Origin of the sequence: Mesorhizobium sp. M7A.F.Ca.US.010.02.1.1, from assembly GCF_004023085.1 — a bacterium.
GTDB lineage: Bacteria > Pseudomonadota > Alphaproteobacteria > Rhizobiales > Rhizobiaceae > Mesorhizobium.
Map to the genome: position 1 here is coordinate 310,965 of NZ_RZRV01000004.1, position 24,849 is coordinate 335,813.

Annotated in this window: 26 protein-coding genes; 5 read left to right on the forward strand and 21 right to left on the reverse strand. The window is 63.8% G+C overall.

All coding sequences use genetic code 11. The annotated features are described in order from the left end of the window. The first annotated feature begins 105 nt into the window (after positions 1 to 105). Positions 106 to 804 carry a phosphatidylserine decarboxylase gene (locus EOA19_RS06495; protein ID WP_023813734.1) on the forward strand — a complete coding sequence of 233 codons (699 nt, stop codon included), beginning with the start codon at positions 106 to 108 and terminating at the stop codon, positions 802 to 804. Positions 805 to 879: 75 nt separating this feature from the next. After that, on the forward strand, positions 880 to 1,626 hold the full coding sequence (locus tag EOA19_RS06500) for a phosphatidylcholine/phosphatidylserine synthase (RefSeq protein ID WP_224621703.1): 747 nt from the start codon (positions 880 to 882) through the stop codon (positions 1,624 to 1,626). 234 nt (positions 1,627 to 1,860) lie between these two features. Here EOA19_RS06500 and EOA19_RS06505 read toward each other — a convergent pair whose 3' ends face one another. Together EOA19_RS06505 and EOA19_RS06510 are read right to left on the reverse strand one after the other, a co-directional pair. Further along, the gene (locus EOA19_RS06505; RefSeq protein ID WP_128303055.1) at positions 1,861 to 4,083 is read right to left on the reverse strand and encodes an AMP-binding protein; all 2,223 of its coding nucleotides are present in this window, start codon (positions 4,081 to 4,083) and stop codon (positions 1,861 to 1,863) included. Between the two features lie 124 nt (positions 4,084 to 4,207). After that, entirely contained in the window at positions 4,208 to 4,615 is a 408-nt protein-coding gene (locus tag EOA19_RS06510) for a 4-oxalocrotonate tautomerase family protein (RefSeq protein WP_013532540.1), read from the reverse strand. Between the two features lie 112 nt (positions 4,616 to 4,727). Between EOA19_RS06510 and EOA19_RS06515 the strand changes: the two genes are divergently transcribed. Then, positions 4,728 to 5,585, forward strand: a complete 858-nt coding sequence (locus EOA19_RS06515) for a LysR substrate-binding domain-containing protein (RefSeq protein WP_128303056.1) — start codon at positions 4,728 to 4,730, stop codon at positions 5,583 to 5,585. A 164-nt stretch (positions 5,586 to 5,749) separates the two neighbouring features. Here EOA19_RS06515 and EOA19_RS06520 read toward each other — a convergent pair whose 3' ends face one another. The 3 genes from EOA19_RS06520 to EOA19_RS06530 all read right to left on the reverse strand — a co-directional run bounded on the left by EOA19_RS06520 (position 5,750) and on the right by EOA19_RS06530 (position 9,302). Further along, positions 5,750 to 6,658, reverse strand: coding sequence for a DMT family transporter (locus EOA19_RS06520; protein WP_128303057.1), 909 nt, complete (start codon positions 6,656 to 6,658; stop codon positions 5,750 to 5,752). Positions 6,659 to 6,718: 60 nt separating this feature from the next. Further along, positions 6,719 to 7,606 (reverse strand): DMT family transporter, encoded by an 888-nt coding sequence (locus tag EOA19_RS06525; RefSeq protein ID WP_128303058.1) that lies wholly within the window; start codon positions 7,604 to 7,606, stop codon positions 6,719 to 6,721. A 178-nt stretch (positions 7,607 to 7,784) separates the two neighbouring features. Beyond that, the gene (locus tag EOA19_RS06530) at positions 7,785 to 9,302 is read right to left on the reverse strand and encodes an alpha/beta hydrolase (RefSeq protein ID WP_128303059.1); all 1,518 of its coding nucleotides are present in this window, start codon (positions 9,300 to 9,302) and stop codon (positions 7,785 to 7,787) included. A gap of 152 nt (positions 9,303 to 9,454) precedes the next feature. Between EOA19_RS06530 and EOA19_RS06535 the strand changes: the two genes are divergently transcribed. Beyond that, complete coding sequence (locus tag EOA19_RS06535) at positions 9,455 to 10,156, forward strand: LuxR family transcriptional regulator (protein WP_245486080.1); 702 nt, start codon at positions 9,455 to 9,457, stop codon at positions 10,154 to 10,156. A 21-nt stretch (positions 10,157 to 10,177) separates the two neighbouring features. Here EOA19_RS06535 and EOA19_RS06540 read toward each other — a convergent pair whose 3' ends face one another. Both EOA19_RS06540 and aguA read right to left on the reverse strand, forming a co-directional pair. Beyond that, positions 10,178 to 11,272 carry a polyamine ABC transporter substrate-binding protein gene (locus tag EOA19_RS06540; protein WP_128303061.1) on the reverse strand — a complete coding sequence of 365 codons (1,095 nt, stop codon included), beginning with the start codon at positions 11,270 to 11,272 and terminating at the stop codon, positions 10,178 to 10,180. A 45-nt stretch (positions 11,273 to 11,317) separates the two neighbouring features. Beyond that, complete coding sequence (gene aguA, locus EOA19_RS06545) at positions 11,318 to 12,424, reverse strand: agmatine deiminase (RefSeq protein WP_128303062.1); 1,107 nt, start codon at positions 12,422 to 12,424, stop codon at positions 11,318 to 11,320. Between the two features lie 202 nt (positions 12,425 to 12,626). On the opposite strand from aguA, the gene EOA19_RS06550 reads away from it, so the two are divergent. Beyond that, on the forward strand, positions 12,627 to 13,133 hold the full coding sequence (locus EOA19_RS06550) for an OsmC family protein (protein WP_128303063.1): 507 nt from the start codon (positions 12,627 to 12,629) through the stop codon (positions 13,131 to 13,133). A 3-nt stretch (positions 13,134 to 13,136) separates the two neighbouring features. Here the strand turns inward: EOA19_RS06550 and EOA19_RS06555 are convergent, their stop codons facing one another. From EOA19_RS06555 to EOA19_RS06625, 14 genes are all read right to left on the reverse strand, one after another. After that, positions 13,137 to 13,358, reverse strand: a complete 222-nt coding sequence (locus EOA19_RS06555) for a hypothetical protein (protein ID WP_013532531.1) — start codon at positions 13,356 to 13,358, stop codon at positions 13,137 to 13,139. A 167-nt stretch (positions 13,359 to 13,525) separates the two neighbouring features. Continuing rightward, the gene (locus EOA19_RS06560; protein ID WP_128303064.1) at positions 13,526 to 14,155 is read right to left on the reverse strand and encodes a hypothetical protein; all 630 of its coding nucleotides are present in this window, start codon (positions 14,153 to 14,155) and stop codon (positions 13,526 to 13,528) included. A 135-nt stretch (positions 14,156 to 14,290) separates the two neighbouring features. Continuing rightward, entirely contained in the window at positions 14,291 to 15,031 is a 741-nt protein-coding gene (locus EOA19_RS06565; RefSeq protein WP_128303065.1) for an SDR family NAD(P)-dependent oxidoreductase, read from the reverse strand. Between the two features lie 44 nt (positions 15,032 to 15,075). After that, positions 15,076 to 16,545, reverse strand: coding sequence for an amidophosphoribosyltransferase (gene purF / locus EOA19_RS06570; protein ID WP_013532528.1), 1,470 nt, complete (start codon positions 16,543 to 16,545; stop codon positions 15,076 to 15,078). Positions 16,546 to 16,649: 104 nt separating this feature from the next. After that, on the reverse strand, positions 16,650 to 17,309 hold the full coding sequence (locus EOA19_RS06575; RefSeq protein WP_128303066.1) for a CvpA family protein: 660 nt from the start codon (positions 17,307 to 17,309) through the stop codon (positions 16,650 to 16,652). Positions 17,310 to 17,372: 63 nt separating this feature from the next. Then, positions 17,373 to 18,776 (reverse strand): DNA repair protein RadA, encoded by a 1,404-nt coding sequence (gene radA / locus EOA19_RS06580; protein WP_023813748.1) that lies wholly within the window; start codon positions 18,774 to 18,776, stop codon positions 17,373 to 17,375. 231 nt (positions 18,777 to 19,007) lie between these two features. Next, positions 19,008 to 20,498 (reverse strand): replicative DNA helicase, encoded by a 1,491-nt coding sequence (locus EOA19_RS06590; protein ID WP_127261333.1) that lies wholly within the window; start codon positions 20,496 to 20,498, stop codon positions 19,008 to 19,010. 226 nt (positions 20,499 to 20,724) lie between these two features. Continuing rightward, positions 20,725 to 21,954 (reverse strand): RNA polymerase sigma factor, encoded by a 1,230-nt coding sequence (locus EOA19_RS06595; protein WP_128303067.1) that lies wholly within the window; start codon positions 21,952 to 21,954, stop codon positions 20,725 to 20,727. Beyond that, positions 21,951 to 22,316, reverse strand: coding sequence for a YciI family protein (locus EOA19_RS06600; protein WP_128303068.1), 366 nt, complete (start codon positions 22,314 to 22,316; stop codon positions 21,951 to 21,953). Before EOA19_RS06600 ends, EOA19_RS06595 begins: the two co-directional genes overlap by 4 nt. A 45-nt stretch (positions 22,317 to 22,361) precedes the next feature. Then, positions 22,362 to 22,685 (reverse strand): DUF1428 domain-containing protein, encoded by a 324-nt coding sequence (locus EOA19_RS35815; protein ID WP_348629822.1) that lies wholly within the window; start codon positions 22,683 to 22,685, stop codon positions 22,362 to 22,364. Beyond that, positions 22,622 to 23,074: a DUF1428 family protein gene (locus tag EOA19_RS35820; RefSeq protein ID WP_128303070.1), complete on the reverse strand. Its 453-nt coding sequence runs from the start codon at positions 23,072 to 23,074 to the stop codon at positions 22,622 to 22,624. Before EOA19_RS35820 ends, EOA19_RS35815 begins: the two co-directional genes overlap by 64 nt. Positions 23,075 to 23,214: 140 nt before the next feature. Further along, positions 23,215 to 24,186, reverse strand: a complete 972-nt coding sequence (locus tag EOA19_RS06615) for a small ribosomal subunit Rsm22 family protein (RefSeq protein ID WP_128303071.1) — start codon at positions 24,184 to 24,186, stop codon at positions 23,215 to 23,217. A gap of 1 nt (position 24,187) precedes the next feature. Then, positions 24,188 to 24,511 (reverse strand): YnfA family protein, encoded by a 324-nt coding sequence (locus tag EOA19_RS06620; protein WP_128303072.1) that lies wholly within the window; start codon positions 24,509 to 24,511, stop codon positions 24,188 to 24,190. Between the two features lie 46 nt (positions 24,512 to 24,557). After that, the coding region (locus EOA19_RS06625) for an IS3 family transposase (protein WP_206638013.1) at positions 24,558 to 24,849 on the reverse strand (292 nt) is incomplete at its 5' end.

Below are 24,849 nucleotides of genomic sequence, written 5' to 3' on the forward strand. Positions count from 1 at the left end.
GACCCCTGCCGGCGCACCCAATACGGCCTTCCCTATTGTTGCGTTGCGGCGAGGGGGGCTTTCGGCTATTGAGGCCGGACTTGAAACGGAGCCTGTTTATTACCGATGAGCCTTGTCGATACGGTCAAGAACGCGTTCGTACCGATCCATCGCGAGGGCTATCCCTTCATCGCAGCCTTTGGCGCGGCGACGCTTTTCCTCGGTTATTTCTCCTCGATCCTGTTCTGGATCGGTCTGATACTGACGGCCTGGTGCGTCTATTTCTTTCGCGATCCCGAGCGCGTCACGCCGGTCGACGACCGCCTGGTGGTCAGCCCGGCCGACGGCATCATCTCGGCGGTCGGACCCGCCGTGCCACCGCGCGAACTCGGCCTCGGCAATGCCGAGATGACCCGCATCTCGGTGTTCATGAACGTCTTTTCCTGCCATGTGAATCGCGCCCCGGTGCGCGGCCGTATTGCGAAAATCGAGCACCGGCCGGGCAAATTCCTCAATGCCGAACTCGACAAGGCCAGCACCGAGAACGAGCGCAACGGCCTGGTCATCGAGAGCCCCAATGGCACGGTCGCGGCCGTCCAGATCGCCGGCCTGGTGGCGCGCCGCATCGTCTGCTGGGCCCAGGCCGGCGGCTCGATCGGCACTGGCGAGCGTTTCGGCCTGATCCGCTTCGGCTCGCGTGTCGATGTGTTCCTGCCCCTGACCGCGACGCCGCGCGTTGCCGTCGGCCAGACGGCGGTTGGCGGCGAAACCGTGCTGGCCGAATTCGGCGGTGTTGCCGGCACGCCTCTTGTTCGGGTTTCCTGACCGGTGGGCACGCAATACAAAAAGTTCGAGGCTCATGCCAGCGGCGGTCCGCGCATCCGCGAAATCCCGATGCGCATGGTGCTGCCCAATCTGGTCACCGTGCTCGCCATTTGCGCCGGCCTGTCCGGCATCCGCTTCGGCTTCGAAGGCCGCTTCGAGCCGGCGGTGGTGATGGTGCTGCTTGCAGCCTTCCTCGACGGCATCGACGGCCGCTTGGCGCGGATGTTGAAGGCGACCTCCAAATTCGGCGCGCAGATGGATTCGCTGGCCGACATCGTCAATTTCGGCGTGGCGCCGGCTCTGGTGCTCTATGCCTTCCTGCTCGACCGCGCCGGTTCGCCGGGCTGGATCGCGGCACTGCTGTTCGCCATCGCCTGCGGGCTACGCCTCGCCCGTTTCAACGTGCTCGATGACGAGAAGGCGGATCGCCCCATATGGCAGTCCGAATATTTCGTCGGCGTGCCGGCGCCGGCTGGCGCCGTGCTGGTGATGCTGCCGCTTTATCTCTATTTCCTGCGCACAGGTCTGGAGCCCAGTCGTCCAGCAGCCTTCGTCGCCACCGGCTTCACCATCCTGGTCGCTTTCCTGCTGGTCAGCCGGCTGCCTGTCTATTCCGGCAAGAGCCTGAAAATCCCGGGCGACAGGGTGTTGCCGATCATCCTGGGTGTCGTGCTCTACGTACTCCTGCTGATGACCTACCCCTGGTACACGCTGACCGCTTCGGTTGCCGGCTACCTGATCTTCCTACCGTTCAGCGTGCGCGCCTATTCGAAGCGCGCCAAGCTGGAGGGCGAGAAGGTGCCGCCTTCGGATATAGGTTAGAACCTACGCTTTCGTCATCCTAGGGCGAAGCAGGAGCGAAGCGACGTTGCGAAGACCCTGGGATCCATGCCGTGACCTCAGCCAAAAAGCGCAACGGACGAGAACTGGCAATCGCTTGGCGCCGGTCGCCTTCTGAATGGCCGCGCGTGACGTGAATGTCACGGAATGGATCCTAGGGTCTGCGCCGCGTCGCTTCGCTCCTTGCTTCGCCCTAGGATGACGACCGCGAGGTATTTACGCCGCGACGCCGAGCCCCAGCCTGTCGATCGCCAGCTTTCTCGTCGACACATAGTCGGTCTTGCCGGATCCCAGCACCGGGATTTCCTCGACCTTGACGATGTCGTTCGGCACCATCAGTTCGGCAGCACCCGCCTGTTTGCCGAATTTGCGCAATTCGTCGGGATTGGCGTCGTCGGCGGTGGTGACCAGCACGATGCGCTCGCCGCGCCTCTTGTCGGGCACGGCCACAGCCGCGTGGTGCTCTTCCGGCCACAGCGACTGCACCAGCATCTCCACCGCACCCAGCGACACCATCTCGCCGGCGATCTTGGCGAAGCGCTTGGCGCGTCCGCGAATGGTGATGAAGCCTTCGCGGTCGACGGCAACGATGTCGCCGGTGTCGTGCCAGCCGGTCAGCGGCTGCAATTCACCGGGGCGGTCCGCGGTCATGTAGCCCATCATCAGGTTCGGTCCGTCGAGCCACAATTGGCCGGCGTCGGAGATGCCGTCGACCGGCTCGAGCTTCATGCGCATGGCCGGCAGCAGCCGACCCACCGTGCCGTCGCGGCCATGGATTGCGGTGTTGACGGCAACCACGGGTGCCGCCTCCGTCAGCCCGAACCCTTCGATGATTTCGGCTTGGAAGCGTTCGCGGTAGACGCGGCGGGTTCCCGGCTTCACCGCCTCGGCGCCGGCGACGACGAAGCGCAGGCTGGAAAAATCACCGTCCTTGGCGGTGCGCGCATAGTTGGCGAGGAATGTGTCGGTGCCGAACATGATGGTCGGTTTTACCTTGCGCGCAACCTCGGGAATGATCTTGTAGTGCAGCGGCGAGGGGTAGAGGAACAGCTTTACCCCGGTGACCAGCGGCAGGATGGTGCCGCCCGTCAGGCCGAACGAATGGAACACCGGCAGCACGTTGAGCAGGATGTCGGCGGGCGAGATGGTGATCCGCGCCTCGGCCTGCATGGCGTTGGCGTAAAGGTTCTTGTGCGACAGCACGACCGCTTTCGGCGTGCCTTCCGAACCGGAGGTGAACAGGATCACCGCCGGCTTGGCCGCATCCTGCCGCTGCAGCGGCCAGCGCCACAGCAAGGCGGCGGCAAGGTTGTCCAATGTGGTTACGCTTTCCCGCACATCCTCCAGCCAAAGCAGCCTGGCGCCGCCCTTTTCGACCGCCGCGACGATATCGGCAAGGTCGGCCTTCTCGACGAACGCGCGGGACGAAATCACGGTCCTTATCACCGCCGTGCGCACGGCCGCGGTGACGCTCGCCGGCCCGGCCGTATAGTTGATCATCGCCGCCACCCGGCCGGCCGACAGAAGGCCGGTGAGCGACAGCACGACGCCATTGGCGTTGGGCAGCATCACACCGACCGCTTCGCCCGGCGCCGTGACGGCCTCGAAGCGCCTGCCCAGGACGCGGGCGCCGATGAACATCTTGCGGTAGCTCAACGCACCCGAGATGACGTCTTCTATGATCGTGTGCGAAGCGCCGACGCGGTCGGCGGCATCGCGCATGGCCAGGAAAAGGCCACGATCGAGGTTGGTGCCGAAGAGCCGCGCCTCGGCGACACGGTCGAACAGCGCGTTGGTGTTCGAGGCCTGCTCGGGGTTGCGCGCCACCAGTTCGGCGATGGTCATCGGCTCCAGCACGCTGATCGACAGCTGCGGAAACCAGTGTCGTGGCGCCTTGTCCGCGGGCGTCAGCGACACCGGCAGGCTGCGCGCGCCGCCGACGAAGATCGGCACGATTTTGGCATCGGCCTGCATGGCGATGCGGGTGACGGCACGAAACAACCGAAACGTCTTGACGTCGGGCTCGACCGCATCCGGCAGATAGACGGCGAGCCGGCCCTTGCCTTTGAGCACGCGCACCAGCCGGCGGCTGACGAAGACATGTTCGGCGTTGAAGGCGATGGTACGGCCAAGCTCGCGCCAAGGTTCGAGCCACGGCGAGCGCGCCGAGACCTCATCGAGAATATGCAGCGTGTCTTCCGGCAGCAGCGACAGCATCAGCGCCGGCTCGAAGCGCGATTGATGCGAGATGACGTAGATGACTGGAGCCTGCGCCTTGCGGGCGACCCGGATGCGGCTGTCTCCGATCCGGTAGGCGAGCTTGAACGGCACATAGAGCAGCGCCTGGGTGAAGCGCAGGCCGAGGCGGAATTTTTCCGCCACGCCGATCAGCAGCCAGGCCAGAACAAGACCCGCAAGCAGCGCCAGTGTCAGGATCATGCCGCGTCTCTCCCAACGTTTTTTAGCATCTCGGCTCTTTGCGGCCGTGTCGGCCAGAACCTAGACGATGTGGGAGCAAGGTCAATGCGGAGCTTTTGCTTCCCTTGGTGCGGGAAGCTGCTTCTCACGCCGCCTGCAGCCGTCCACTGATGAAACGAAATTCCTGCGTCTTGCCGCCATAGCCATAAGCGGCTGCCGGCACTTCATGCACGAAGGCGTAGCTCTCCTCATGCACGCCGCCCAGCAGACGGCCGAAGGCTGCGAAGATCGCCTTCAGATAGGCCTCCAGTTCAAGCTTGGTATTGGTGCCGTCGACCACCTTGATATCAAGCCAGAACGTGTTGGTGCCGTGCTCGGCCAGCGACTTGCCGCCGGCGAACCAGTGCTGCGGATCGACGTAGGACACGGCAACTGCCGTGATCGTCGGGTCCTTGCGCAGCTGCGTCGCGGTGATTTCGGTGGCCTCCTTTGCGATGCGAGCGGAAAGAGCCGCGTCAGGTTTGCCGGTGACGCTGATGTTGATGATGGGCATTTTTCTTCTCCTTGGTGCGAGCGGCCTCTGATCGCCGTTGGAGGACCATGTCATTATCATTGAAACAAAAAAATCGAATTGTTTTTAAGAGATGATTTGATATTATCAAATTGTGGAAACACTCGATCCCGATCTGCTCAGGACCTTCCTCGCTTTCGTCGACAGTGGATCACTGGCACAAGCGGCGTCACACGTCGGCCGCTCACCCTCGGCGGTGACCGCTCAAATGCAGCGCTTGCAGGAAATCGTCGGCGAGCCGCTGCTGGCGCCGCAAGGCCGGGGGCGCGGCCTGACGCCGGCGGGTGAGGACCTCGTCGGCCATGCCAGGCGGATCCTTGCCGCCCATCGCGAGGCTTGGCTGGCGCTTAAGGGCGCGCGCGCTGCCGGACGCGTCGCCATCGGCACGACACAGGATTTCGCCGACAGCGGCCTGCCGGATCTGCTGCGTGCCTTCGCCGGCAGCCATCCGCGCGTCAGGATCGAACTGCGGGTCGGCCGTTCCGCCGAACTGGCGCAGGCGCTGCAGTCTGGCGGCCTCGATCTGGCGATCGTCATGCGCCAGGCAGCAGCGCCGGACGAAGTCGGTGTGCTGCGCGAGCCGATGATATGGCTATGCTCACAAAAGGGGCTGGCCACGCGGCAGGAGGAACTGCCGCTGGCGCTGCTCGACCCATATTGCGGTTTTCGCGAAGCAGCACTTGCCGCACTCGATGCTGCCGGCCGCCGCTATCATATTGCTGCCGGCAGCGCCAGCCTGGCCGGCCTGCGCACGGCGGTGAACGCCGGTGTCGCGCTGACGCTGCGAACGGCCCGCTTTGCCCATTCCGGCATTGTCGAGGCACCGCGCGAGCTTGGCCTGCCACAGGTTCCAATGGCTGAGTTCGCCATCCGGCTGCGCGCTGGCGCCGACGGTCCGGCGGGCGATCTGGCGGCCCTGCTCGGCGGTAACCTTGCCCTGTCGGGCGGTTGAATGAAGAAAAAGCCGACCTTACGGTCGGCTTGGGGGCAAAGAAAAAGCCGACCTTACGGTCGGCTTGGAGTAGGACGGGCCGAGGGGTTTGGGGGGACTTGGGGATGGCCCGTCGCAGCAATAATGCCTGACCCGGATGATGGTTCCGTGACCGCGTCACTTTTTTAAGAAATATTTGATGCTAAGCGTTGCGAGCGGGCCATCAGCCAATCCCGCCCCGCATGGGCAAACACCGCACACAACACGATGACGCCGCCGATCATGCTGGCGGCTGGGGCAATCTCGCCCAGGAACAGGAAGGCAAACAGGATCGCGAACGGCACTTCGGCCGAGCCGAGCAGCCCGGATTCGGCCGGCGGGATGAGCCGCGCGCCCTCCGTCCACAGGATCGAGGAGAGTGCGAAGGACGCGCCGAAAGTGGCGAGCAGAACGGCGTCCCTTGGCGAAACCGCCAGCGGATCGGCGACGAACCAGCCGAGCACGAACAACAGGAAAGCCGAAACCGCACCGGCCCACACCACGGGCGTGTCGCGGAAGGCGCGCACCATGATCATGTAGAGGCCGCTGCCGATGGTCATCAGCAGTGCCAGTCCGTCGCCGAACAGATTGCCGGTGCCGAAGCCGGACCAGACCATGATCGCCACGCCGCACAGTGACACGGCGGCGGCGACCATCGTCTGCAACCGGAAGGGTTCGCGCGTCAGAACCCAGGCCAGCAGCGCGGTGACGAAAGGTGCTGTGGCATAGATGACGGCGACATTGGCAACGAAGGTGAACTTGAATGCCGATATGAAAGCGATGCTGGCGAGAGCCCCTTCCACCGCCAGCAGCCAGCCGCGCCAGCCAAGCCGCAGGCTATCACGCCCGCCGGAGCGGTGGCGCCGCCACAGCACATAGAGGCTGACCAGGATCGAGCCGACGAAGCCGCGCCAGCAGATGATGGTCAGCGGGTCGGCATGGATCGACTTGGTCAGAACGCCGGTCAGGCCAAACACAGCCGCCGAGGACGACACCAGGATGATGCCGAGCGTACGCTCCGCGGCGGTGTCGATGGTAGCTGCAATCTCAGTCATGCGGCCAGCCTACGCCGCTTGGTCCTGACATCGTAATGTCAGCAATGATGGTGATCCACATCATAGGCGTTTGCGAAAATGCTCGGTGCCGACGATCAGCAGGCCGGCGGCGACGATCAGGGCGGCACCCAGGAAGACTTCGCGGCGCGGCACGTCGCCCCAGATCGCAAAGCCGAGCGCGAACGCCCACAACAGCGAGGTGTATTCCAGCGGTGCCAGCACCGAGGCCGGTGTGCGCTTCATGCCCTCGAAGAGAAGATACTGCGCCAGGCCGCCGAGTGCGCCGACGCTGGCAAGGAGCAGCAACTGAGCCCCGTCCGGTGTCCGCCACCACAACAACGCCGGTACCGCCGAAAACAGCAGGAAATAGAAATTGTTGAGCAGGAGTTGGATCATCGAGCGCTCGGCAAGGGCGGTTTTGCGCAAGAGTACGATGGCGATGCCCCACAAGAAGGCGGCCGCCAGCACCAGCAGCACCGGCACGGACAGGCCGAGATGAGTCGGATCGCAAGCGATGAACACGCCGGCAAAGCCGATCAGCACCGCCAGCCAGCGCAGCATCGGCACTTTTTCGCCGAGCAGGAACACCGAAAGCACGGTGACAATGATTGGGGCCGCGTAATAGACGGTGGTCAGTTCGGCGAGCTGCAGGCTGCGCGCCGCGTTGTAGTAGCAGAGCCACGCAGCAAGCGTGAAGGCACTGCGCACCAGCATCGGCCGCACGATCGGCGAGCGCATCGTGTCAGCAAACAACTGTCGTCCGCCGATCGCCGCGCACGCACCCAGAATGGTGATGCTGCGGAAGAACATGATCTGCCAGACGCTCATGCCGACGACCAACAGCTTGATCGAAGCATCCTGTGTCGAAAACAGCAGATAGGCCGCACCGGTCAGCAGGATGCCTGCAAGAACCCGCTCGCGTGTTTCGAGAATGGCGATATCGGCCATAAGGCGCGTGGGACCAAAATTGCCGGAGCGGCAGAAATGCTGTGAGGAGCGACACAAGGGAACTGTGAATTCAGCTCCCTTGGCACCAAGCTATACGGGCGAAAACCGCTGCGGCGCTACGCCAGCCCGGTGCTTATGTTGGGGCAGGGGTCCATGGCGAGTTGCACTGTCGCCAAGCCTATTGCGTCGCCTGGTAAAGCTCCGAAGCGGCCTCTTTCAGGGCGCGCCGACCATCGGATCGGAAATACATCATGTGCCCGCCCTCGACGACATCGAGACGGATAGGCTTGGCATTGGCGAGCGACGGGATCTGGTTCACCAGGTAGCGCGAGGCGAGGTAAGGCGTGACCAGGTCGGTGTAGCCGTTGACGATCACGACGCCGAGCGAGGGGTTCAGCGAGCGTGCTCGCTGCAGATCGTCCATTACCCCGGCATAGCCTTGCCGTGACGCGCTGGTCCCGTAGTCCCAATTATGGCTGATTTCGCCATTGAGCAGCCGATAGCTGACATCGGTGCGGAAATGCAGTTCGTCGCTGATATAGCCGACGAACGCCGACGTCAGCGCCGGCACGCTGCGGTCGAGCACCGGATCCGGGCCGGCGATGCGAGCGCTCTCGGGCGCGATGTCGGCCGTGCCGATCGTGGCGTCATAGGGGCTGAGCACCTTGCCGCTGGCGCGGGCGAACTCCCTTGCGAACAGGCCGGTGGGAATGCGGGCGGAGTTCCGCTGCACCAGGTCGAGCGGCAGGCCGGTGATGTCAGCCACGCGTTGACTGGCCAGCCGCCTGCCTTGCTCCAGTCCGCTGGTGAGCGCCGTAAGGTAATCGCCCATCGCATAATGTTCGACGTCTGCCAGCTTCTCCCGCAATGCATCGCCGCTGACGCCTTCGGCGCGCAGGCGCACCGCCGCCAGTGAAGGCAGTTCGAGCGCCCAATGCAGCGGCTCGAATTCGTCGGGCTGCACCAGCGTGAACTCCAGCGCCGGGGAGATCAGCACGATGCCGTTCGGACTGATGCCGATATCTTCCTGCAATGTCCTGGCGAGCAGCGCCGCGCGGAACCCGCCATAGCTTTCACCGGCAAGGAACAGCGGCGAGCCGGTGCGGCCGTTCTGCGAGAGATAGAGCCGGATGAAGGCGCCAATCGAGCTGGCATCCTGGTTGACACCCCAGAAATCGCGCGTGTCCTGCCCCGGTGCCTCGCGGCTATAGCCGGTTCCGACCGGATCGACGAAGACGAGATCGGTCATGTCGAGCCAGCTGTCCGGATTGTCGATCAGTCTTTGCGGTGACGGCAGGAATTCGCCGTCGGCTCCCGTCGCGATTATCCGTGGACCGAGAGCGCCGATATGCAGATAGGCGGACGCTGCTCCAGGGCCGCCGTTGAACACGAAGGTGATCGGCCGCTGCGGGTCTTTGGCCCCGCTTGCCGGCGGCTCCAGCGTGTAGGCGACATAGAAGATCTCCGCCGTGACGTCGCCCTTGCCGGAAAGCAGCGACAGGGTGGCGGCTTTTGCCTGGTAATCCAGCTTTCTTCCGGCCAGCGTGATCGAATGGTTGGTTGTCTGCGGCGGCGGCAGCAGGGACAGAACGCCGCCCGAGGGCGCCGGCCGCTCCGCTGTTTCAGCCAGGACGGGCTGCGCCAGGACGGCGAGCATCGGCAGGATAAGACAGATCAGTTTCAGCTTGACCGGCATGATGGCTCCGCGACAACGACTCCCGCATAGGTATGGCCGAGAGGATCGAAGTCAAAGGAAATGGCTGTTTTGAACTTGCAACGGCTTGCGCTACTGTGGCCCGAATGCAGTCGAACGTTTCCCTCGATCAGTTTGGACACTGGAGCGGCGGTGTGGCGGCTGCGGCCCTGGCCGCGACGCCTGAAGAACTGTCCGCTCGCTTCACAGCGGCGGCGAGCGGGCTGCTTGGCTCCGACCGCGCCTATGTCGGCTTTTACCGTCGCGACATAACATCCCTGACCATCGACGATGCCGGCCCCGATCGCTGGAACCGCGACTACGATGCACGACTGTATCGCCAGGATCCCTTCTTCCAGAGGTTCGCCAGCACAAGGCAGGATTTCCTGTTGCCGCTATCGGCACTCCGCAATGGCGACTTCCAGCGTACTCCCTACTATCGCGAATTCTTCGGCCCTTCTGACAGTTTCGACGAGATCACCGGCGTGTTCAATCTCGACGGGCTGACCGCTGGCTATGTCACTTTTCTCAGGCGAAACGGGGCAGAACCGTTTGGCGAGCAGGATCTGGCAACGGCTTGCGCGGCAAGCAGCGCGACAAGGCTCATTTTGGAAAGATTGCTTCATCTGTGCCGCTTCCGGCACAAGGGCGCCGCAATCGGTGACGCTCGCTCGCGGCTGAGCAGGCGCGAGGCCGAAATTGCGCGGCACCTGGTCGATGGTGGCAACGCCAAGACCATCTCGCGAAGTCTCGCCGTCTCGCCCGGCACCGTCCGCAACCACATCAAGCAGATCTACCGCAAGCTCGGCGTGCACTCCCAGGTCGAGCTGCTGGCGACCCTCCGCGACGTCGCTTGAGCCTGACGGCTTCCGCCGGCTCTATTGTCCCGTCACGATGCGCGTCCACATGCGGTTTTGCGATCGCAGCCACTTTGGGTCGTTGTTGTCCACCACGAACAGCTTGGCCTTTACGGCATCAGCCGGAAAGACGCCGGGGTCGCTGGCTATGGCCTTGTCCATCAGCGGCAGGGACTCGGGTATCGCATTGGCGTAGGAGACATAGCTGGAATTGGCCGCGGCGATATCGGGCCGCAGATTGAAGTTGATCCAGGCCTGGGCGTTGTCGGGATGCGGCGCATCTTTCGGCACCGCCATCGTATCGAAGTTGATGAGCGTGCCTTCTCTGGGGATGGCATAGGCGATCTCCAGCTTCTTCACGGATTCCGCCGCACGGGTCCTTGCCTGGAGTATGTCGCCCGACCAGCCCAACACCAAACAGATGTCGCCGTTGGCGAGGTCGTTGATGTATTTCGACGAATGGAAATAGCGAATGTAGGGCCGCACCTTGCCCAGCAGGTCCTCGACCTTGGCGAGGTCGTCGGGACTGGTCGATTTGGGGTCGATGTGAAGGTAGTTCATCGCCATCGGGATGACTTCAGCCGGCGCATCGATGATAGCCACGCCGCAATCGGAGAGTTTTTTGACCACGTCCACGTCGAAGACCATGGCGAAGGAATCCGTCGGCGCGTCCGGCAGCCTCTGCTTCACCGCGGCGACGTTGTAGCCAATGCCGTCGGTGACGGCCATATAGGGCACGGCATGCAGGTTCTGCGGGTCGGCGCCCGCGATCAGCGCCAGGGCCTGCGGATCGATCTTCGAATGGTTGGCAAGCTTCGATTTGTCGAGTTCCAGGAACGCCCCCGCCTTCACCTGGTTCTTCAGGAACGGATAGGCTGAGGGGTAGACCACGTCATATCCCGAGCCGCCGGTGAGCAGCTTGGTTTCAAGCACCTCGTTGCCGTCATAGACATCGTAGCGAACCTTGATGCCCGTCTCCTTCTCGAATTTCTCGGCCGTGTCCTGCGCGATGTAGTCGGACCAGTTGTAGACGTTGACGATCTTTTCCTCGTCAGCCGAAGCCGCATTTGCGCAGATGCCGCAGGCAAGCAGGGTTGAGAAGATCAGAGCGCGCATAAATGTCCTCCGTTTTCGCTATCTGTTTTGGGCATGCCCCGTCCCTCAACGCCGTTGCGGGGCATAGACTGGCAAGGTGATGCAGGCGACATTGCCGCCACCCAGCAGGATCTCGCGTGAGTTTTCGATGGCGACTATCTTGTGGTCGGGAAACAGCTCGGCCAGCGTCTGCTTGGCCGTCACATCGAGATCGCAGCCGAACTGCGGTACCACCACGACGCTGTTGCCCGGATAGTAGTTGATATAGCTCGCCGCGATCCGGTTTCCAGCCGGTCGCGCCCAGGTCGAATCCAGCCGGTCCACGCTGTCGCTTTCTTCCGGCGTCATCTCGATCGGCAAGGGGTGGGGCAGCCGATGAACTTTCAGCGCGCGGCCACGCGCATCGCGGGCCGAACGCAGCACCTCTTCGGCTTCTCGCACAATCTCGTATTGCGGGTCCTCCCGGTTGTCGGTCCAGCTCAGCACGACCACGCCGGGGCGCACGAAGCAGCAGACGTCGTCGACATGGCCGTCGGTCTCGTCGAAAGCGAGGCCGCGTGGCAGCCAGATGACGGTATCGACACCGAGATAGTCGCCGAGCTGGCGTTCCACTTCGGCCTTGCCGAGATGGGCGTTGCGATTTCGGTTGAGGAGGCATTGCTCCGTCGTGATGAGGGTGCCCTGGCCGTCGCACTGCAATCCGCCGCCCTCGGCGATCAGCGGTGCGCGGTAGCGATCCATGTTCTCGATTTCGAGCACTTTCTGCGCCGCCAGGTCGTCCAGGTCCCATGGCGAATAGAGGCCGCCGTCGAAACCGCCATAGGCGTTGAAGATCCAATCGACGCCACGCACGTCGCCTTGATCGTTGACGACGAAATTGGGGCCGCTGTCGCGCAGCCAGGAATCGTTGGTGGACATTTCCACGACGCGCACATGGCCGGGCAATCGCGCTCGGGCATTCTGCCACTGGCGAGCAGAGGCCGCCACCGTCACCGGCTCGCTTTGCGCGATCGCCCCGGCGACATCCGCGAACAGCTTTTGCGCGGGCTTGGCGCCGAGGCGCCAGGTGTCCGGTCGCTCCGGCCAGATCATCCAGCAGCCTGATTTGGGTTCGAATTCGCCGGGCGCGCGAAACCCATCCTGTTTCGGCCTTGTCGAGAGGGTACGGGGCATCTTGGGACCGCCGGGAAATGGAGTGATGACTTGCCCGGATCAGACGTTTTGGGACCTTGTCCGTCAATGTCCCATTTGGGATATCGGTGTTGGCGGCTGTCTCCTGTTGCGGAACGGCATTGCCTTCCCACGGTGATCGGCGCAAATCTCGACCGGACGGCGTATGCCGGTGACGCAAGCAGTCGACGAAAGGGGAAAGCGGATGGATGCGACCGAACTGAAGGCCATGCAGGCGCCGCTGAAGCAGGCCTATCGTGACGATGCTTCGCAGGCCCTGATCACGCTTCGCGCCAAGGGCTCGATCGACGACCAGTCGGTTGCCTGCAAGGTGGAGACGGGCAGGGCGCTCGCCATCGCCGGACTGCATCCGGCAACAGGCGGCTCAGGGCTTGAGCTCTGCTCGGGCGACATGCTGCTGGAGGCCTTGGTGGCTTGCGCCGGGGTGACGCTGAAGGCGGTGGCGACGGCGCTCGAGTTCAAGCTCGGCGCCGCCACGGTGGAAGCCGAAGGCGATCTCGATTTTCGCGGCACGCTCGGTGTCGCCAAGGATGCGCCGGTCGGCTTTCGCGCCATCCGGCTCAATTTCAACCTCGACACCGATGAGCCGCAGGAGCGGATAGACTCGCTGCTGAAGCTGACCGAGCGTTATTGCGTGGTATTCCAGACCATCAGCCAGAAGCCGGAGCTGACGGTGAGCGCGCGCCGCTGACGCTTACTGCGCTGACGGTTCTTCGGCGTCGCCCTCGTCAGTGAAGGGCGAGGCGCTCGGCACGCATTGCACCGACCAGCCGGCCGGTGTCGGCTGCTTCTGATATTCGGTGATGGCGGCGGTGCACTGTTCGCGTTTGTCGAAGGTGCTGGGCAGCACGACCATGCCGCCTTGCGGGCCGGCGATTACCAGATACCAGACCAACGCTGCTGCGGTCGTAGCCATGGGGATTTCCTCATTCTGCCAGTGGGCGCTTGTTGTGGGAGTCGCTGTGATCCTTACCAACTCCACGGAAATGACGAAAGCATGACGGCGGCGCAGCCTTCCATCGTCACATCACAGCCGCGTGATGTGACGGGGGTTTCGCAGCCCGATTTCGAAGCGAAATCGGCTCAGTTGGTGGCAAAACAATAGAACAAGCCGTCGCCCCCGGTGCCCTTGAGCGCCTCCTGGCTGCAGCCGCCGCGCGAAGCGTGCGAGGAATTCCAGGATTTGGCCGCTGCCGAATCGTCGAGGCCGGCGCGGTCATGATGGCCCATCATAGCGGCGCCTTCCGCCCCGCTCATCGTCCAGTCGCCGCAGGTCTGGTCGGCGATCTTGGTGCCGTCGGGCTTGGAGCCGGTCAGCACGTCGTGGCGGTTGGGCGTGTCGCCGCGGCCGTTGACCGCTTCGCCTTTCTCGTTGAGCGCTGTCTGCTTGGTGATGCCGTTGGCATCGCTGTGCAACGAGGCGACATCGTCGGCGATCTTGATGCCCTTTGCGTTTACCCATGGCCCCTTGCCGATGCGGTCGCGGGCGTCGGTGTCGCTGGTCGACAGATAGGCGGCCCAACTTTTGCCGGTGACGCCAGCGGCTTCCGCCAGCGACGCGCAATGCGCGTCGGCGCCTTTGAGGCCGCCGAGGTCGGCACCCTTGCCGGAACCGACACTGGTAACGAAGAAGCTCATCTTGGCATCTTGCGAGTAAGCGGCGCCCGCGGCTGCGATCAGGGTGGCGGCGGTGGCGAGAAGCAGTCTACGCATGTCGGTCCTCCGGTTGGTCTTCGACGGGTTACATCAGAAGAAACGTTGCCGGAGGCCTGTTTAATCCCTACGCATGTCGCCTAAAAGTGTGCAGCGGTTTTTGGGAAACCGACATGCGTCAAAAAGGCTCTAGTTTTATTCCGGCTGGCGATAGGCGACGAAGCGATTGTGCTTGGCTTGAAAGATCAATCCGGTCTCTTTCAGGGCCGGGCTCGCCAGCGGCACGATACGTTTGGCGATTTCGGACGGGTGCGGCAACGTCTCGGGATCCTCGCCCGGCACCGCCTGGGCACGCATGGCGGTGCGGGTGGCGCCGGGGTCGGCGGCGTTGACCCGGAGCGGCAGGCTCTGCGTCTCATGCGCCCAGGAGCGCATCATCGTCTCCACCGCGGCCTTGGAGGCCGCGTAGGGCGCCCAGAAGGCACGCGCCGAGTGCGCTGCGTTGGAAGACAGGATGATCGCTCGTCCCGCATCGGAGAGCCGCAGCAGAGGGTCGACGGAGCGGATCAGCCGCCAGGTCGAGGTGACGTTGATGGTCATCACCTTCTCGAAGGTTTTTGCTTCGACATGACCGATCGGCGAAATGACGCCGAGAACGCCGGCATTGGCGACGAGAATGTCGAGCTTGCCCCAGCGTTCGTGAATGGCGCCGCCCAGGCGGTCGATGCCGGCCATGTCAGCGAGGTCGAGCGGCACCAGTGTCGCCTGGCCGCCGGCCGCCTTGATCTGGTCGTCGAGCTCTTCCAGTCCTCCGACAGTGCGCGCCACCGCAATGACATGCGCGCCGGCGGCAGCCAATTCCTTGGCAATGAAATAGCCGATACCGCGCGAGGCGCCGGTGACGACCGCAACGCGGCCGGAAAGGTCGAGGGTCATGCGATGGATTCCGGGAATTTGACTAACGCTGATGACGGTCCGGCCTACGTCCCGCTCGTCGCCAGCAGCGACAGCGTGCGCACATTGTCGTGGCCTTCGAAGTCGAGCAGGCGGGTTGGATACTGGCCGGTGAAGCAGGCATCGCAGAATTGCGGCTGGTCGTTGTCGCGGCTGGCCTCGCCGACCGCGCGGTAGAGCCCGTCAATGGTGAGGAAGCCTAGCGAATCGACGCGAATGAACTCGGCCATCTCCTCGATTGACATGCGCGATGCCAGGAGCTTCGATTTCTCCGGCGTGTCGACACCGTAGAAGCAGGATGCGCGTGTCGGCGGTGAGGCGATGCGCATATGCACCTCCTTGGCACCGGCGTCGCGCACCATCTGCACGATCTTCTGGCTGGTGGTGCCGCGCACGATACTGTCGTCGACCAGCACCACGCGCTTGCCCTCGATCATGCGGCGGTTGGCATTGTGCTTCAGCTTGACGCCCATGTGGCGGATCGAATCGCCCGGCTGGATGAAGGTGCGGCCGACATAATGATTGCGGATGATGCCGAGCTCAAAGGGAATGCCGGCCGCCTGGCTAAAGCCGATCGCCGCCGGCGTGCCCGAATCCGGCACCGGCACGACGATGTCGGCCTCGACCGGGCTTTCGACCGCCAGCTCGGCGCCGATGCGCTTGCGCACCTCATAGACGTTACGGCCTTCGACCGAGGAATCCGGCCGCGCGAAATAGACATATTCGAAGATGCAGAAGCGGGTCTTCTGCGGTTCGAAGGGGAACAGGCTTTCAATACCCTTGGACGTGACGACGACCATCTCGCCGGGCTTCAGGTCGCGAACGAAACGCGCGCCGATGATGTCGAGCGCGCAGGTTTCGGAGGCCAGGATCCAGGCGCCGTCGAGATCGCCGAGCACCAGCGGCCGGATGCCTAGCGGATCGCGGCAGCCGATCATCTTCTTGGCCGTCATCGCCACCAGCGAGAAGGCGCCCTCGACCTGCCGCACCGCATCGATGAAACGCGAGTTCAGGTCGCGTTCCTTGCTGGTGGCGACGAGGTGCAAAAGCGTCTCGGTATCGGAGGTGGAGGAGAAGATCGCGCCTTGCTTCTGCAGCGCGCGCTGCACGGTCATGGCGTTGGTCAGATTGCCGTTGTGGGCGACGGCGAAGCCGCCATCGGCCAATTCGGCGAAAAAGGGCTGGATGTTGCGCATGCCGGCGCCGCCCGTGGTGGCGTAGCGCGTATGGCCAATGGCGCGGTTGCCTTGCAGGCTGTCGATGACGCGCTGCTTGGTGAAGGTGTCGCCGATCAGGCCGACATGGCGTTCGACATGGAACTGGCTGCCGTCATAAGAAACGATGCCGGCCGCTTCCTGGCCACGATGCTGCAGCGCATGCAGGCCCAGTGTGACGATGGCTGCCGCGTCCTGCCGGCCGAAAATGCCGAACACACCGCATTCGTCGTGGAAATGGTCGTCGGCCTCGGCGGAAAGCACGTCGTCTGCGTCTGCCATCTTAAGCTCCGCTAAAATCGCCATATAATGCGGGTTCGCGCCGAAAGCAACGCGGGCCGTGCGATCGTTCACACCATCGTCAGATCCTGACGCCGTTTTCGGCGTCAGTTTGCCGGTGCCGGAGCGGCCGGGGCGTTGTTCGCCGGTGGTGTTGCGTCATTGTCGTCAGGCGCCGGCGTGTTGGCATCGTCGCCGCCCGCCGGAGCATCCGCGGCCGGTGCGTCCGGAGCCGCTGGCGTCTCGGCGGCCGGTTGATTCGGATTAAGTTTCTTGAGAATGGCGTTTTCCGGATCCTCGGGCAGCAGGCTTTCGAGCTTGGCGCCGATCTGCTCGAGCAGCGGCCGCGACTTGGCCTCCGTGACCCAGGCCGGTGCCTTGGCGCCAGCCAGCCAGTTGAAGAACAGCAGTGCGACGGCAACGACCAGGATGCCGCGCGCGGCGCCGTAGAGGAAACCCAGCGTACGGTCGAGCGCGCCGATCCTGGAATCGATGATCCAGTCGGCGAGCTTCATGGTGATGACCGAGACGACGATCAGCGCGACGATGAAGACGACGCCGGCCGCGGCCGCCATGGCGACCTTTTCATTCTCGATGTAGGGCGCGAGGTAAGGCACAACCGGCTTGTAGAAGAAGAACGCCGCCGCTGCCGCCGCTGCCCAGGAGACGACGGACAGGACTTCGCGCGAGAAGCCGCGAACCATGGCGAGCATCGCCGAGACCAGCGTGAAGCCGACGAGAATTCCGTCAAGCAGCGTAATCGGCATGTCTTTCGCCCCACTCCATGAGCCGCATTATAGCGCGGAGCATCGGGCTCTGGGTCCGATGCTCTAATCTTCTTCGTCCACGCGGCTTCGGCGTGAGCCGGCTATGCGTGCCACGAGGTCGGCAAGCTCGGTCGGCTGGAAAGAACCGGCCCCGATCCCCCCGGCTAGTTCCCCGCTGCCCGAGGGCAGAACCGCGCTTCCAAAACCCAGCTTTTCGGCTTCCTTGAGGCGCTGTTGCGCATGCGCAACCGGCCTCACGGCGCCCGAAAGGCTGATTTCGCCGAAATAGACGCAATCGGCGGGAAGGGCAAGACCGGTGAGCGAGGAAACCAGGGCGGCCGCCACTGCCAGATCGGCCGCGGGCTCCGAAATCCGGTAGCCTCCGGCGACATTGAGATAGACATCGTGAGTGCCGAAGCGCACGCCGCAATGGGCTTCGAGAACCGCCAGGATCATCGACAGCCGGGCGCCGTCCCAGCCGACGACGGCGCGGCGCGGCGTGCCGAGCGAGGAGGGTGCGACCAGTGCCTGGATCTCGACCAGCACCGGCCTTGTCCCCTCCATGCCGGCGAAAACCGCAGCACCCGGCGATTTGGCATGGCGTTCGCCAAGGAAAAGCTCGGATGGATTGGCGACCTCACGCAGGCCCTTGTCCGACATTTCGAAGACGCCGATCTCGTCGGTCGGGCCAAAACGGTTCTTCACCGTGCGCAGGATGCGATAGTGATGGCCGCCTTCGCCTTCGAAGTAGAGCACGGCGTCGACCATGTGCTCGACGACGCGCGGCCCGGCGATCTGGCCTTCCTTGGTGACATGGCCGACCAGCACGATCGCCGCCCCTGTGGATTTCGCATAACGGATCATCGCCTGGGCGGCGGCGCGCACCTGTGTGACGGTCCCAGGCGCCGAATCGGCAAGGTCGGTCCACAGCGTCTGGATCGAATCCAGGATGACGAGATCAGGCCGCTTGCCGTCGGCGATCGTCGCCAGGATGTCCTCGACATTGGTCTCGGCGGCAAGTTCCACCGGAGAAGAGGCGACGCCAAGCCGCTGCGCCCGCAGCCTGATCTGCGCGACCGCCTCTTCGCCGGAAACATAGACGATGCGATGGCCTTTTGATGCCAGCGCCGCGGCCGCCTGGGTGAGCAGCGTCGACTTGCCGATGCCGGGGTCGCCGCCGACCAGCAACGCCGAGCCGCGCACGAAACCGCCGCCGGTGGCGCGGTCGAGTTCGCCAATGCCCGAGATGATGCGCGGCGCGTCCTCGATATCGCCGGACAGCGTGGTCAGCACCACCGCGCGGCCCTTGCGGGCATTGCGCGTGTTGGCTGGTCCCGAGCCGATGCCGCCGGACGTGCCTTCCTCGACCAGCGTGTTCCACTCGCCACAGGCATCGCATTTGCCGGCCCAGCGCTGATGCACCGATCCGCAACTCTGGCAGATGAATTGGACGCGTGACTTTGCCATTACGTCGCCGCAGGCTGAAAATTGGGAAAGCGGGGCGTTCCTTCACACCCCCCTCTGTCCTGCCGGACATCTCCCCCGCAAGGGGGGAGATTGGCAGTTTTGACTACAGCACCATCTCTGCCACGTCGGCGATTGGCGAAATCGGTAACGACATCCAATCTCCCCCCTTGCGGGGGAGATGTCCGGCAGGACAGAGGGGGGTGTGACAGAGCGCGACGGTAGGTCAAAAAGCTACTCGAACCTTTCCGGCAGATGATGCTCCTCAGCGAGGTCGGAGAAGCGGGTGAACTCGCCCTGGAAGGCAAGGCTGACGGTGCCGGTCGGGCCATGGCGCTGCTTGGCGATGATCACTTCGGCCTTGCCCTGGACCTCGATCATCTTCGTTTCCCAGGCGAGGTGCTCGGGCGTGCCTTTCTCCGGTTCCTTGTTCTTGATGTAATATTCCTCACGGTACACGAACAGCACGACGTCGGCGTCCTGCTCGATCGAACCCGATTCGCGCAGGTCGGACAGCTGGGGATGCTTGTCGTCGCGGCTTTCGACCTGGCGCGAGAGCTGTGAAAGGGCGATGATCGGCACGCCCAGCTCCTTGCCGAGCGCCTTCAATCCGGTGGTGATCTCGGTGATTTCCTGAACGCGGTTCTGCGACGCCTTGGCGGATGAACCCTGCATCAGCTGGATATAGTCGATGACCATCAGGTCCAGCCCGCGCTGCCGCTTGAGGCGGCGGGCGCGCGCCGCGAGCTGGGCGATCGAGATACCACCCGTCTGGTCGATGTAGAGCGGGCGCTTGTGGTTCTCCTGCGTGTAGGCGACAAGCTTGCCGAAATCGGCTTCCGTCAAATCGCCGCGCCGGATTTTCGACGACGGGATTTCGGTCTGCTCGGAGATGATGCGGGTGGCCAGCTGCTCGGACGACATTTCGAGCGAGAAGAAACCGACGACGCCGCCATTGGCCGCCTTGACCGAACCGTCGGCCTGCTGGGCAGGCTCATAGGCGGCAGCGATGTTGTAGGCGATGTTGGTGGCCAGCGACGTCTTGCCCATGCCTGGGCGGCCGGCGATGATGATCAAATCCGAAGGCTGCAGGCCACCCATGCGGTGATCAAGATCGCGCAGGCCGGTGGCAATGCCGGATAGGTGACCGTCGCGCATGTAAGCCGCACTGGCCATGTCGACGGCATTCTTCAACGCATCGGAAAAGCTCTCGAAGCCGCCATCGTAGCGGCCGTTTTCGGCCAACTCGAACAGGCGGCGTTCGGCGTCCTCGATCTGTTCGCCGGGCGCCATGTCGACCGGCGCGTCATAGGCGATGTTGACCATGTCCTCGCCGACAGTGATCAGCGCGCGGCGTGTGGCAAGGTCATAGATGGCGCGGCCATAGTCGGTGGCGTTGACGACGGTGACGGCCTCGACCGCCAGCCGCACGACATATTGCGCCATCGTCATGTCGCCGACTTTCTCGTCGGCCGGCAGGAAGGTTTTCAGCGTGATCGGCGTCGCCACCTTGCCCATCCGGATGAACTCGGACGCCACCTCGAAGATCTTGCGGTGCAGCGGTTCGTAGAAATGGCTGGCCTTGAGGAAGTCCGAGACGCGGTAGAAGGCGTCGTTGTTGACGAGGATGGCGCCGAGCAGCGCCTGCTCGGCCTCGATGTTGTTGGGCGCTTCACGATAAAGCGGTGTTTCCGCCACGCCGAATTTTCGCGCTGCTTCTGCCATGATGTCCCCGATTTCGATCCCGGCTTCTCGATATCAGAACGTGACAAGTCCATGCTGACTTATCTGCACCAGTGCCTGTCCAATCAGCTTTGATACCCGCGATTCACAGCCGAGTTTTTTCGGTGGAAAGAATCGCAATTGACTCGAATCGAAAGAACGATTGTAGCGCATTCACAGGGAGAACAAAACGGGAAAACAAGAATGGTGCCCTGTGCAGCCATCCCGCTCAAAGCTGACCGAGTCGCCCCTCGATGAACCGGCGTTCCGCCGGTTGCCGGGTCAACTCGATCGCCCGCCGGTAGGAGGTCCTTGCCGCTTCGGTCAAGCCAAGCCTGCGCTGCATGTCTGCTCGCGCCGCGTGCGCCAGATGGTAGCCGTCCAGCCCGCCTTGTCCCATGACCGCCTCGATTGCCGCCAGTCCGGCCTGCGGGCCGTCGCGCATGCCTATGGCCGCGGCGCGGTTGAGTGCCACGACCGGCGAGGGGTCGACGCGGCCGAGCACATCGTAAAGCGCGACGATCTGTACCCAGTCGGTCTCCGCCGTGCCTGCCGCCTCGGCGTGGACGGAAGCAATGGCCGCCTGCAGGATATATGGCCCGATGCGGCGCGAGGCGATCGCCCGACCGATCAGGCCGTCGGCCTCGGCGATCACCGAACGGTCCCACAGCGTGCGGTCCTGATCCTCTAGCAGGACAAGGTCGCCGCTGGCGTCGACCCGCGTCGCGCGCCGCGCCTCGTGCAGCAGCATCAGGGCAAGCAGCCCTTGCGCCTCCGGCTGGTCGAGCAGTTCGACCATCAGCCGGCCGAGCCGGATCGCCTCGGCGCACAGATCGGCCCGCGTCAGGTTCGACCCCTCGGTTGCCGCGTAACCCTCGTTGAAGATCAAGTAGATGACCTGCAGCGCGCTCTCGAGACGCACCGGCAGGTTGGCGCGGTGGGGCACCTCGTAGGGGATGGCCTCGTCGCGGATCTTCGCCTTGGCCCGCACGATGCGTTGCGCGATGGTTGGCGCCGGCGTCAGATAGGCGCGGGCGATCTCCTCGGTGGTCAAGCCACCCACTTCGCGCAGGGTCAGGGCAATGCGTGCATCCGGCGTGAGCGCCGGATGGCAGCAGACGAAAATGAGCCGCAATTCATCGTCCTGAATGTCTTCCGGCATGGCTGGTTCCGGCGTCGGCTCGGCCAGAGCCGTGAGCTCGGGCAGGGCCCCGGTCAGCCGCGCTTCCCGGCGCCAGCGGTCGATGGTTCTGAAGCGGCCGGCCGAGACCAGCCAGGAATAGGGATTGGCCGGCACACCCTGGCGCGGCCATTGTTCGGCGGCAGCAGTGAAGGCCTCATGCAAGGCCTCCTCCGCCGCGTCGAAACCGCCGAGCAGGCGGATCAAGGTCGCCAGCACGCGCCGCGCCTCGGTGCGGTAGGCCGCCTCCAGGGCGTCGCGCGGGCCGGCGGTGCTCACAGGACCGGCGGCGGCTGGCTAAAGTCGACGACCGGACGGACTTCGATAAAGCCGATCGTCGCCAGCGGATGGCCGCTCGCCACCCGCACCGCTTCATTGAGATCACGGGCTTCGATGACGATGATGCCGCCCAGGATTTCCTTGGTCTCCATGAACGGGCCGTCGACCGAAGACATCTTGCCGTCGCGGACCTGCACGGTCATCGCCTCTTCCGGCAACACCAGGGCTTCGGCGGTTACGAAGTGGCCGCTGGCCCTGAGCACCTCGTCATATCCGGCGCATTCGGCCAGCACGGCGTTGGCTTGCGGGCTGCCGCCGAACAGCGTCTTGGGGTGGTAGTAGATGAGACAGGCATAACGCATGGTGGGTTTCCTTTTCCAGGATTGTCGAAACTAGGGTTCTTGGGATCAGGCGTCGAGGATCAGTGCGAAGCCGCCATGGACCCGGCGCTGGTTGTCGTAGGGCATGGTGTCGGCATACATGCGCGGATCGGCAATCACCTTCTTCCAGGCGTCGTCACGCACCTGCTTCGACGGCCATTCGACCCAGGCATAGACGACAACCTCATCGCCCGTCGCTTTCACGGCGCTGCGGTAATCGGTGATCTCGCCGTCGGGAACATCGTCGCCCCACGCCTCGACGACGCGGGTTGCGCCATGTTCCTTGATCACCGCGGCCTGCTTCGCCGCCACGGCAAGGTAGGCTTGCTTGTTGGCGGCCGGCACCGGCACCAGCGAGCCATCGATATAGCGGTCTTGCCGGTCGTGTTCAGGTCGATGAACGGCGTGAAACCGCCGATGATCATGTGCTTGCCGTCAAAGGGCATGGACGCGCCGATCTCCGCCATGCGCGGGTCGCTCATCATCGTCTGATAGGCAGCGTCCGCCGCCGCCTTGTCCGCGTATTCGTGCCACGAAAAGGTGATGACCTCACCCGGCTTTGCCTTCACGGCTCCCTTGAAGTCGGTGATCTTGCCGCCGGGCACGTCGTCGCCCCATCCCTCGACCATCCGGGTGGTGCCGAACTCCTTCAGCACCGATGCCGCCTTGGCGACATGCTTGCGATAGGCTTCCTTGTTGGCGGCGGGCACCGCGGCGACAAATCCTGCGATATAGCTCATTGCGTCTCTCCTGTTGGCTGATGCCGTTTGACACTCTTGGCGTCTCGAAAGATCCGAGAACGCCAATGGTCGAACGGCACGGCCTGGATTCGACATCGCTCCGAATTTTTCTTCGGAGCGGTTCGAAACGCCACTGCCGCCTATTCGGAACCCAGCCTGTCGCCCCAGTCCAGCCGCCGGGCGAGCTTGAAGTCGGCGCCGTCGCGCTTGGTGAACAAGCGCTCGGCGGCGGTGCCGTCGTCCTGGCAAAGCTTAAGCAGAACCTTGCTGGAGCCGGACTTCGGCGGCGCAAGAACCCGCGCTTGGTGTGATGTGGGTCCGTCGCGAGAAGCCGCGACGTAGATGAACTTCTCGTCTTCCCACGGCACGTCGGCATCCTTGGCCAGCCGATGCAGGCGCGAGCGGGCGACGCGGCGGGAAAAGTGGCACCAGTCGGGCGGGACCAGCGGGCAGGGCGCCTGATGCGCGCAAGGCGCTAGCACATGCGCGCCCGCCTCGATAAGTTGCCGGCGCACGGCAAGGATGCGCTGCCAGCCGGCAGGGGTGCCCGGCTCGACCACAAGCAGCGTGTCGGCGGTGAGTTGCCAGAGGCGGTCGATGAGCTTCGGCAGTGATGCGGGAGCGATTTCATCGAGCACATAGGCGCAAGTGACCAGATCGGCCGACTTGAGGTCGGCAAGGTCGATGGTGGCATCACCCGCCAGCCACCTCGTCTGGGCGGCAATCGCACCGGCGGCAAGTGTCTCGCCGACCTTGCGTACCGCCGCACTGGCTTCGAACAACACAGCCTGTTCGAGATCGGGCCACAGCTCAGTCGTGGCCCAAAGCGCAGTACCAGGACCTGCGCCGACATCGAGCAGGCTCTTGGGTTGGAAGGCGGGCTTGGCATCGCTCAGCGCATCGAGACTGGTGCGGATCGCGGCATAGGTCGCCGGCAGCCGCGTCGCCAGATAGGCTTTCACCGCCAGATCCTCGGCCATGTGCAGACGGCCGTCGCGCAATTCGGCACGATAACGGTCGGACAGCGTTTTTGCCGCTTGTTTGAGTACCGCCAGCGGAACGTTTTCGAGCAAGCGCTCGACACCTTGGCGGAGGGATGCCGGCAACTCCATCTCACGCGCCCCGCGGGACGAGAAGGATCACGGAAGCGCCGGCAATGCAGAGCGCCGCGCCGGCAAAATCCCAGCGGTCGGGGCGCACGTCCTCCACCAGCCACAGCCAGCCAAGCGATGTCGCAATGTAGATGCCGCCATAGGCGGCGTAGGCGCGGCCGGCGGCTGACGTGTCGACCAGCGCCAGCAGGAGGCCGAACAGGGCAAGCGAGCCGAGGCCGGGAAGAAGCCAAAGCGGCGACTTATCCAGCCGCCACCAGGCCCAGAACGAAAAGCAGCCGGCGATCTCGGCCAGAGCGGCGGCGGCATAGAGGACGTAGGTCATGAAAAAGGTCCCGCGACGGTGAACTGACCCCATAAAGTTGGACGGTTCATTGAGTTGGTAGGTTTAAGGGCTGGTTCCTGTATTGCACAGGGGCCAGCCCTTTCAGTTTCAGTTTGATGCGGCGGTGGTTGTAATAGTCAATGTAGTCCGTGATGGCGTCGTCCAGGCTTTGAACGGTGTCGAAGGTTCCGGGATGGAAGAGCTCGGATTTGAGGATGGCAAAGAAGCTCTCCATTGGGGCGTTGTCGAGGCAATTGCCTTTGCGTGACATGCTCTGTTGGAGGCCTCTGGCTTCCAGCCTGCGTTGGAATGCCGACATCTGATACTGCCATCCCTGA

Coding starts and splice junctions, on each gene's coding strand:
- EOA19_RS06495 (WP_023813734.1), top strand. CDS start 106: ATGAGCCTTGTCGATACGGTCAAGAACGCGTTCGTACCGATCCATCGC.
- EOA19_RS06500 (WP_224621703.1), top strand. CDS start 880: ATGGTGCTGCCCAATCTGGTCACCGTGCTCGCCATTTGCGCCGGCCTG.
- EOA19_RS06505 (WP_128303055.1), bottom strand. CDS start 4,083: ATGATCCTGACACTGGCGCTGCTTGCGGGTCTTGTTCTGGCCTGGCTG.
- EOA19_RS06510 (WP_013532540.1), bottom strand. CDS start 4,615: ATGCCCATCATCAACATCAGCGTCACCGGCAAACCTGACGCGGCTCTT.
- EOA19_RS06520 (WP_128303057.1), bottom strand. CDS start 6,658: ATGACTGAGATTGCAGCTACCATCGACACCGCCGCGGAGCGTACGCTC.
- EOA19_RS06525 (WP_128303058.1), bottom strand. CDS start 7,606: ATGGCCGATATCGCCATTCTCGAAACACGCGAGCGGGTTCTTGCAGGC.
- EOA19_RS06530 (WP_128303059.1), bottom strand. CDS start 9,302: ATGCCGGTCAAGCTGAAACTGATCTGTCTTATCCTGCCGATGCTCGCC.
- EOA19_RS06540 (WP_128303061.1), bottom strand. CDS start 11,272: ATGCGCGCTCTGATCTTCTCAACCCTGCTTGCCTGCGGCATCTGCGCA.
- aguA (WP_128303062.1), bottom strand. CDS start 12,424: ATGCCCCGTACCCTCTCGACAAGGCCGAAACAGGATGGGTTTCGCGCG.
- EOA19_RS06550 (WP_128303063.1), top strand. CDS start 12,627: ATGGATGCGACCGAACTGAAGGCCATGCAGGCGCCGCTGAAGCAGGCC.
- EOA19_RS06555 (WP_013532531.1), bottom strand. CDS start 13,358: ATGGCTACGACCGCAGCAGCGTTGGTCTGGTATCTGGTAATCGCCGGC.
- EOA19_RS06560 (WP_128303064.1), bottom strand. CDS start 14,155: ATGCGTAGACTGCTTCTCGCCACCGCCGCCACCCTGATCGCAGCCGCG.
- EOA19_RS06565 (WP_128303065.1), bottom strand. CDS start 15,031: ATGACCCTCGACCTTTCCGGCCGCGTTGCGGTCGTCACCGGCGCCTCG.
- purF (WP_013532528.1), bottom strand. CDS start 16,545: ATGGCAGACGCAGACGACGTGCTTTCCGCCGAGGCCGACGACCATTTC.
- EOA19_RS06575 (WP_128303066.1), bottom strand. CDS start 17,309: ATGCCGATTACGCTGCTTGACGGAATTCTCGTCGGCTTCACGCTGGTC.
- radA (WP_023813748.1), bottom strand. CDS start 18,776: ATGGCAAAGTCACGCGTCCAATTCATCTGCCAGAGTTGCGGATCGGTG.
- EOA19_RS06590 (WP_127261333.1), bottom strand. CDS start 20,498: ATGGCAGAAGCAGCGCGAAAATTCGGCGTGGCGGAAACACCGCTTTAT.
- EOA19_RS06600 (WP_128303068.1), bottom strand. CDS start 22,316: ATGCGTTATGCCTGTCTCATCTACTACCACCCCAAGACGCTGTTCGGC.
- EOA19_RS35820 (WP_128303070.1), bottom strand. CDS start 23,074: ATGAGCTATATCGCAGGATTTGTCGCCGCGGTGCCCGCCGCCAACAAG.
- EOA19_RS06615 (WP_128303071.1), bottom strand. CDS start 24,186: ATGGAGTTGCCGGCATCCCTCCGCCAAGGTGTCGAGCGCTTGCTCGAA.
- EOA19_RS06620 (WP_128303072.1), bottom strand. CDS start 24,511: ATGACCTACGTCCTCTATGCCGCCGCCGCTCTGGCCGAGATCGCCGGC.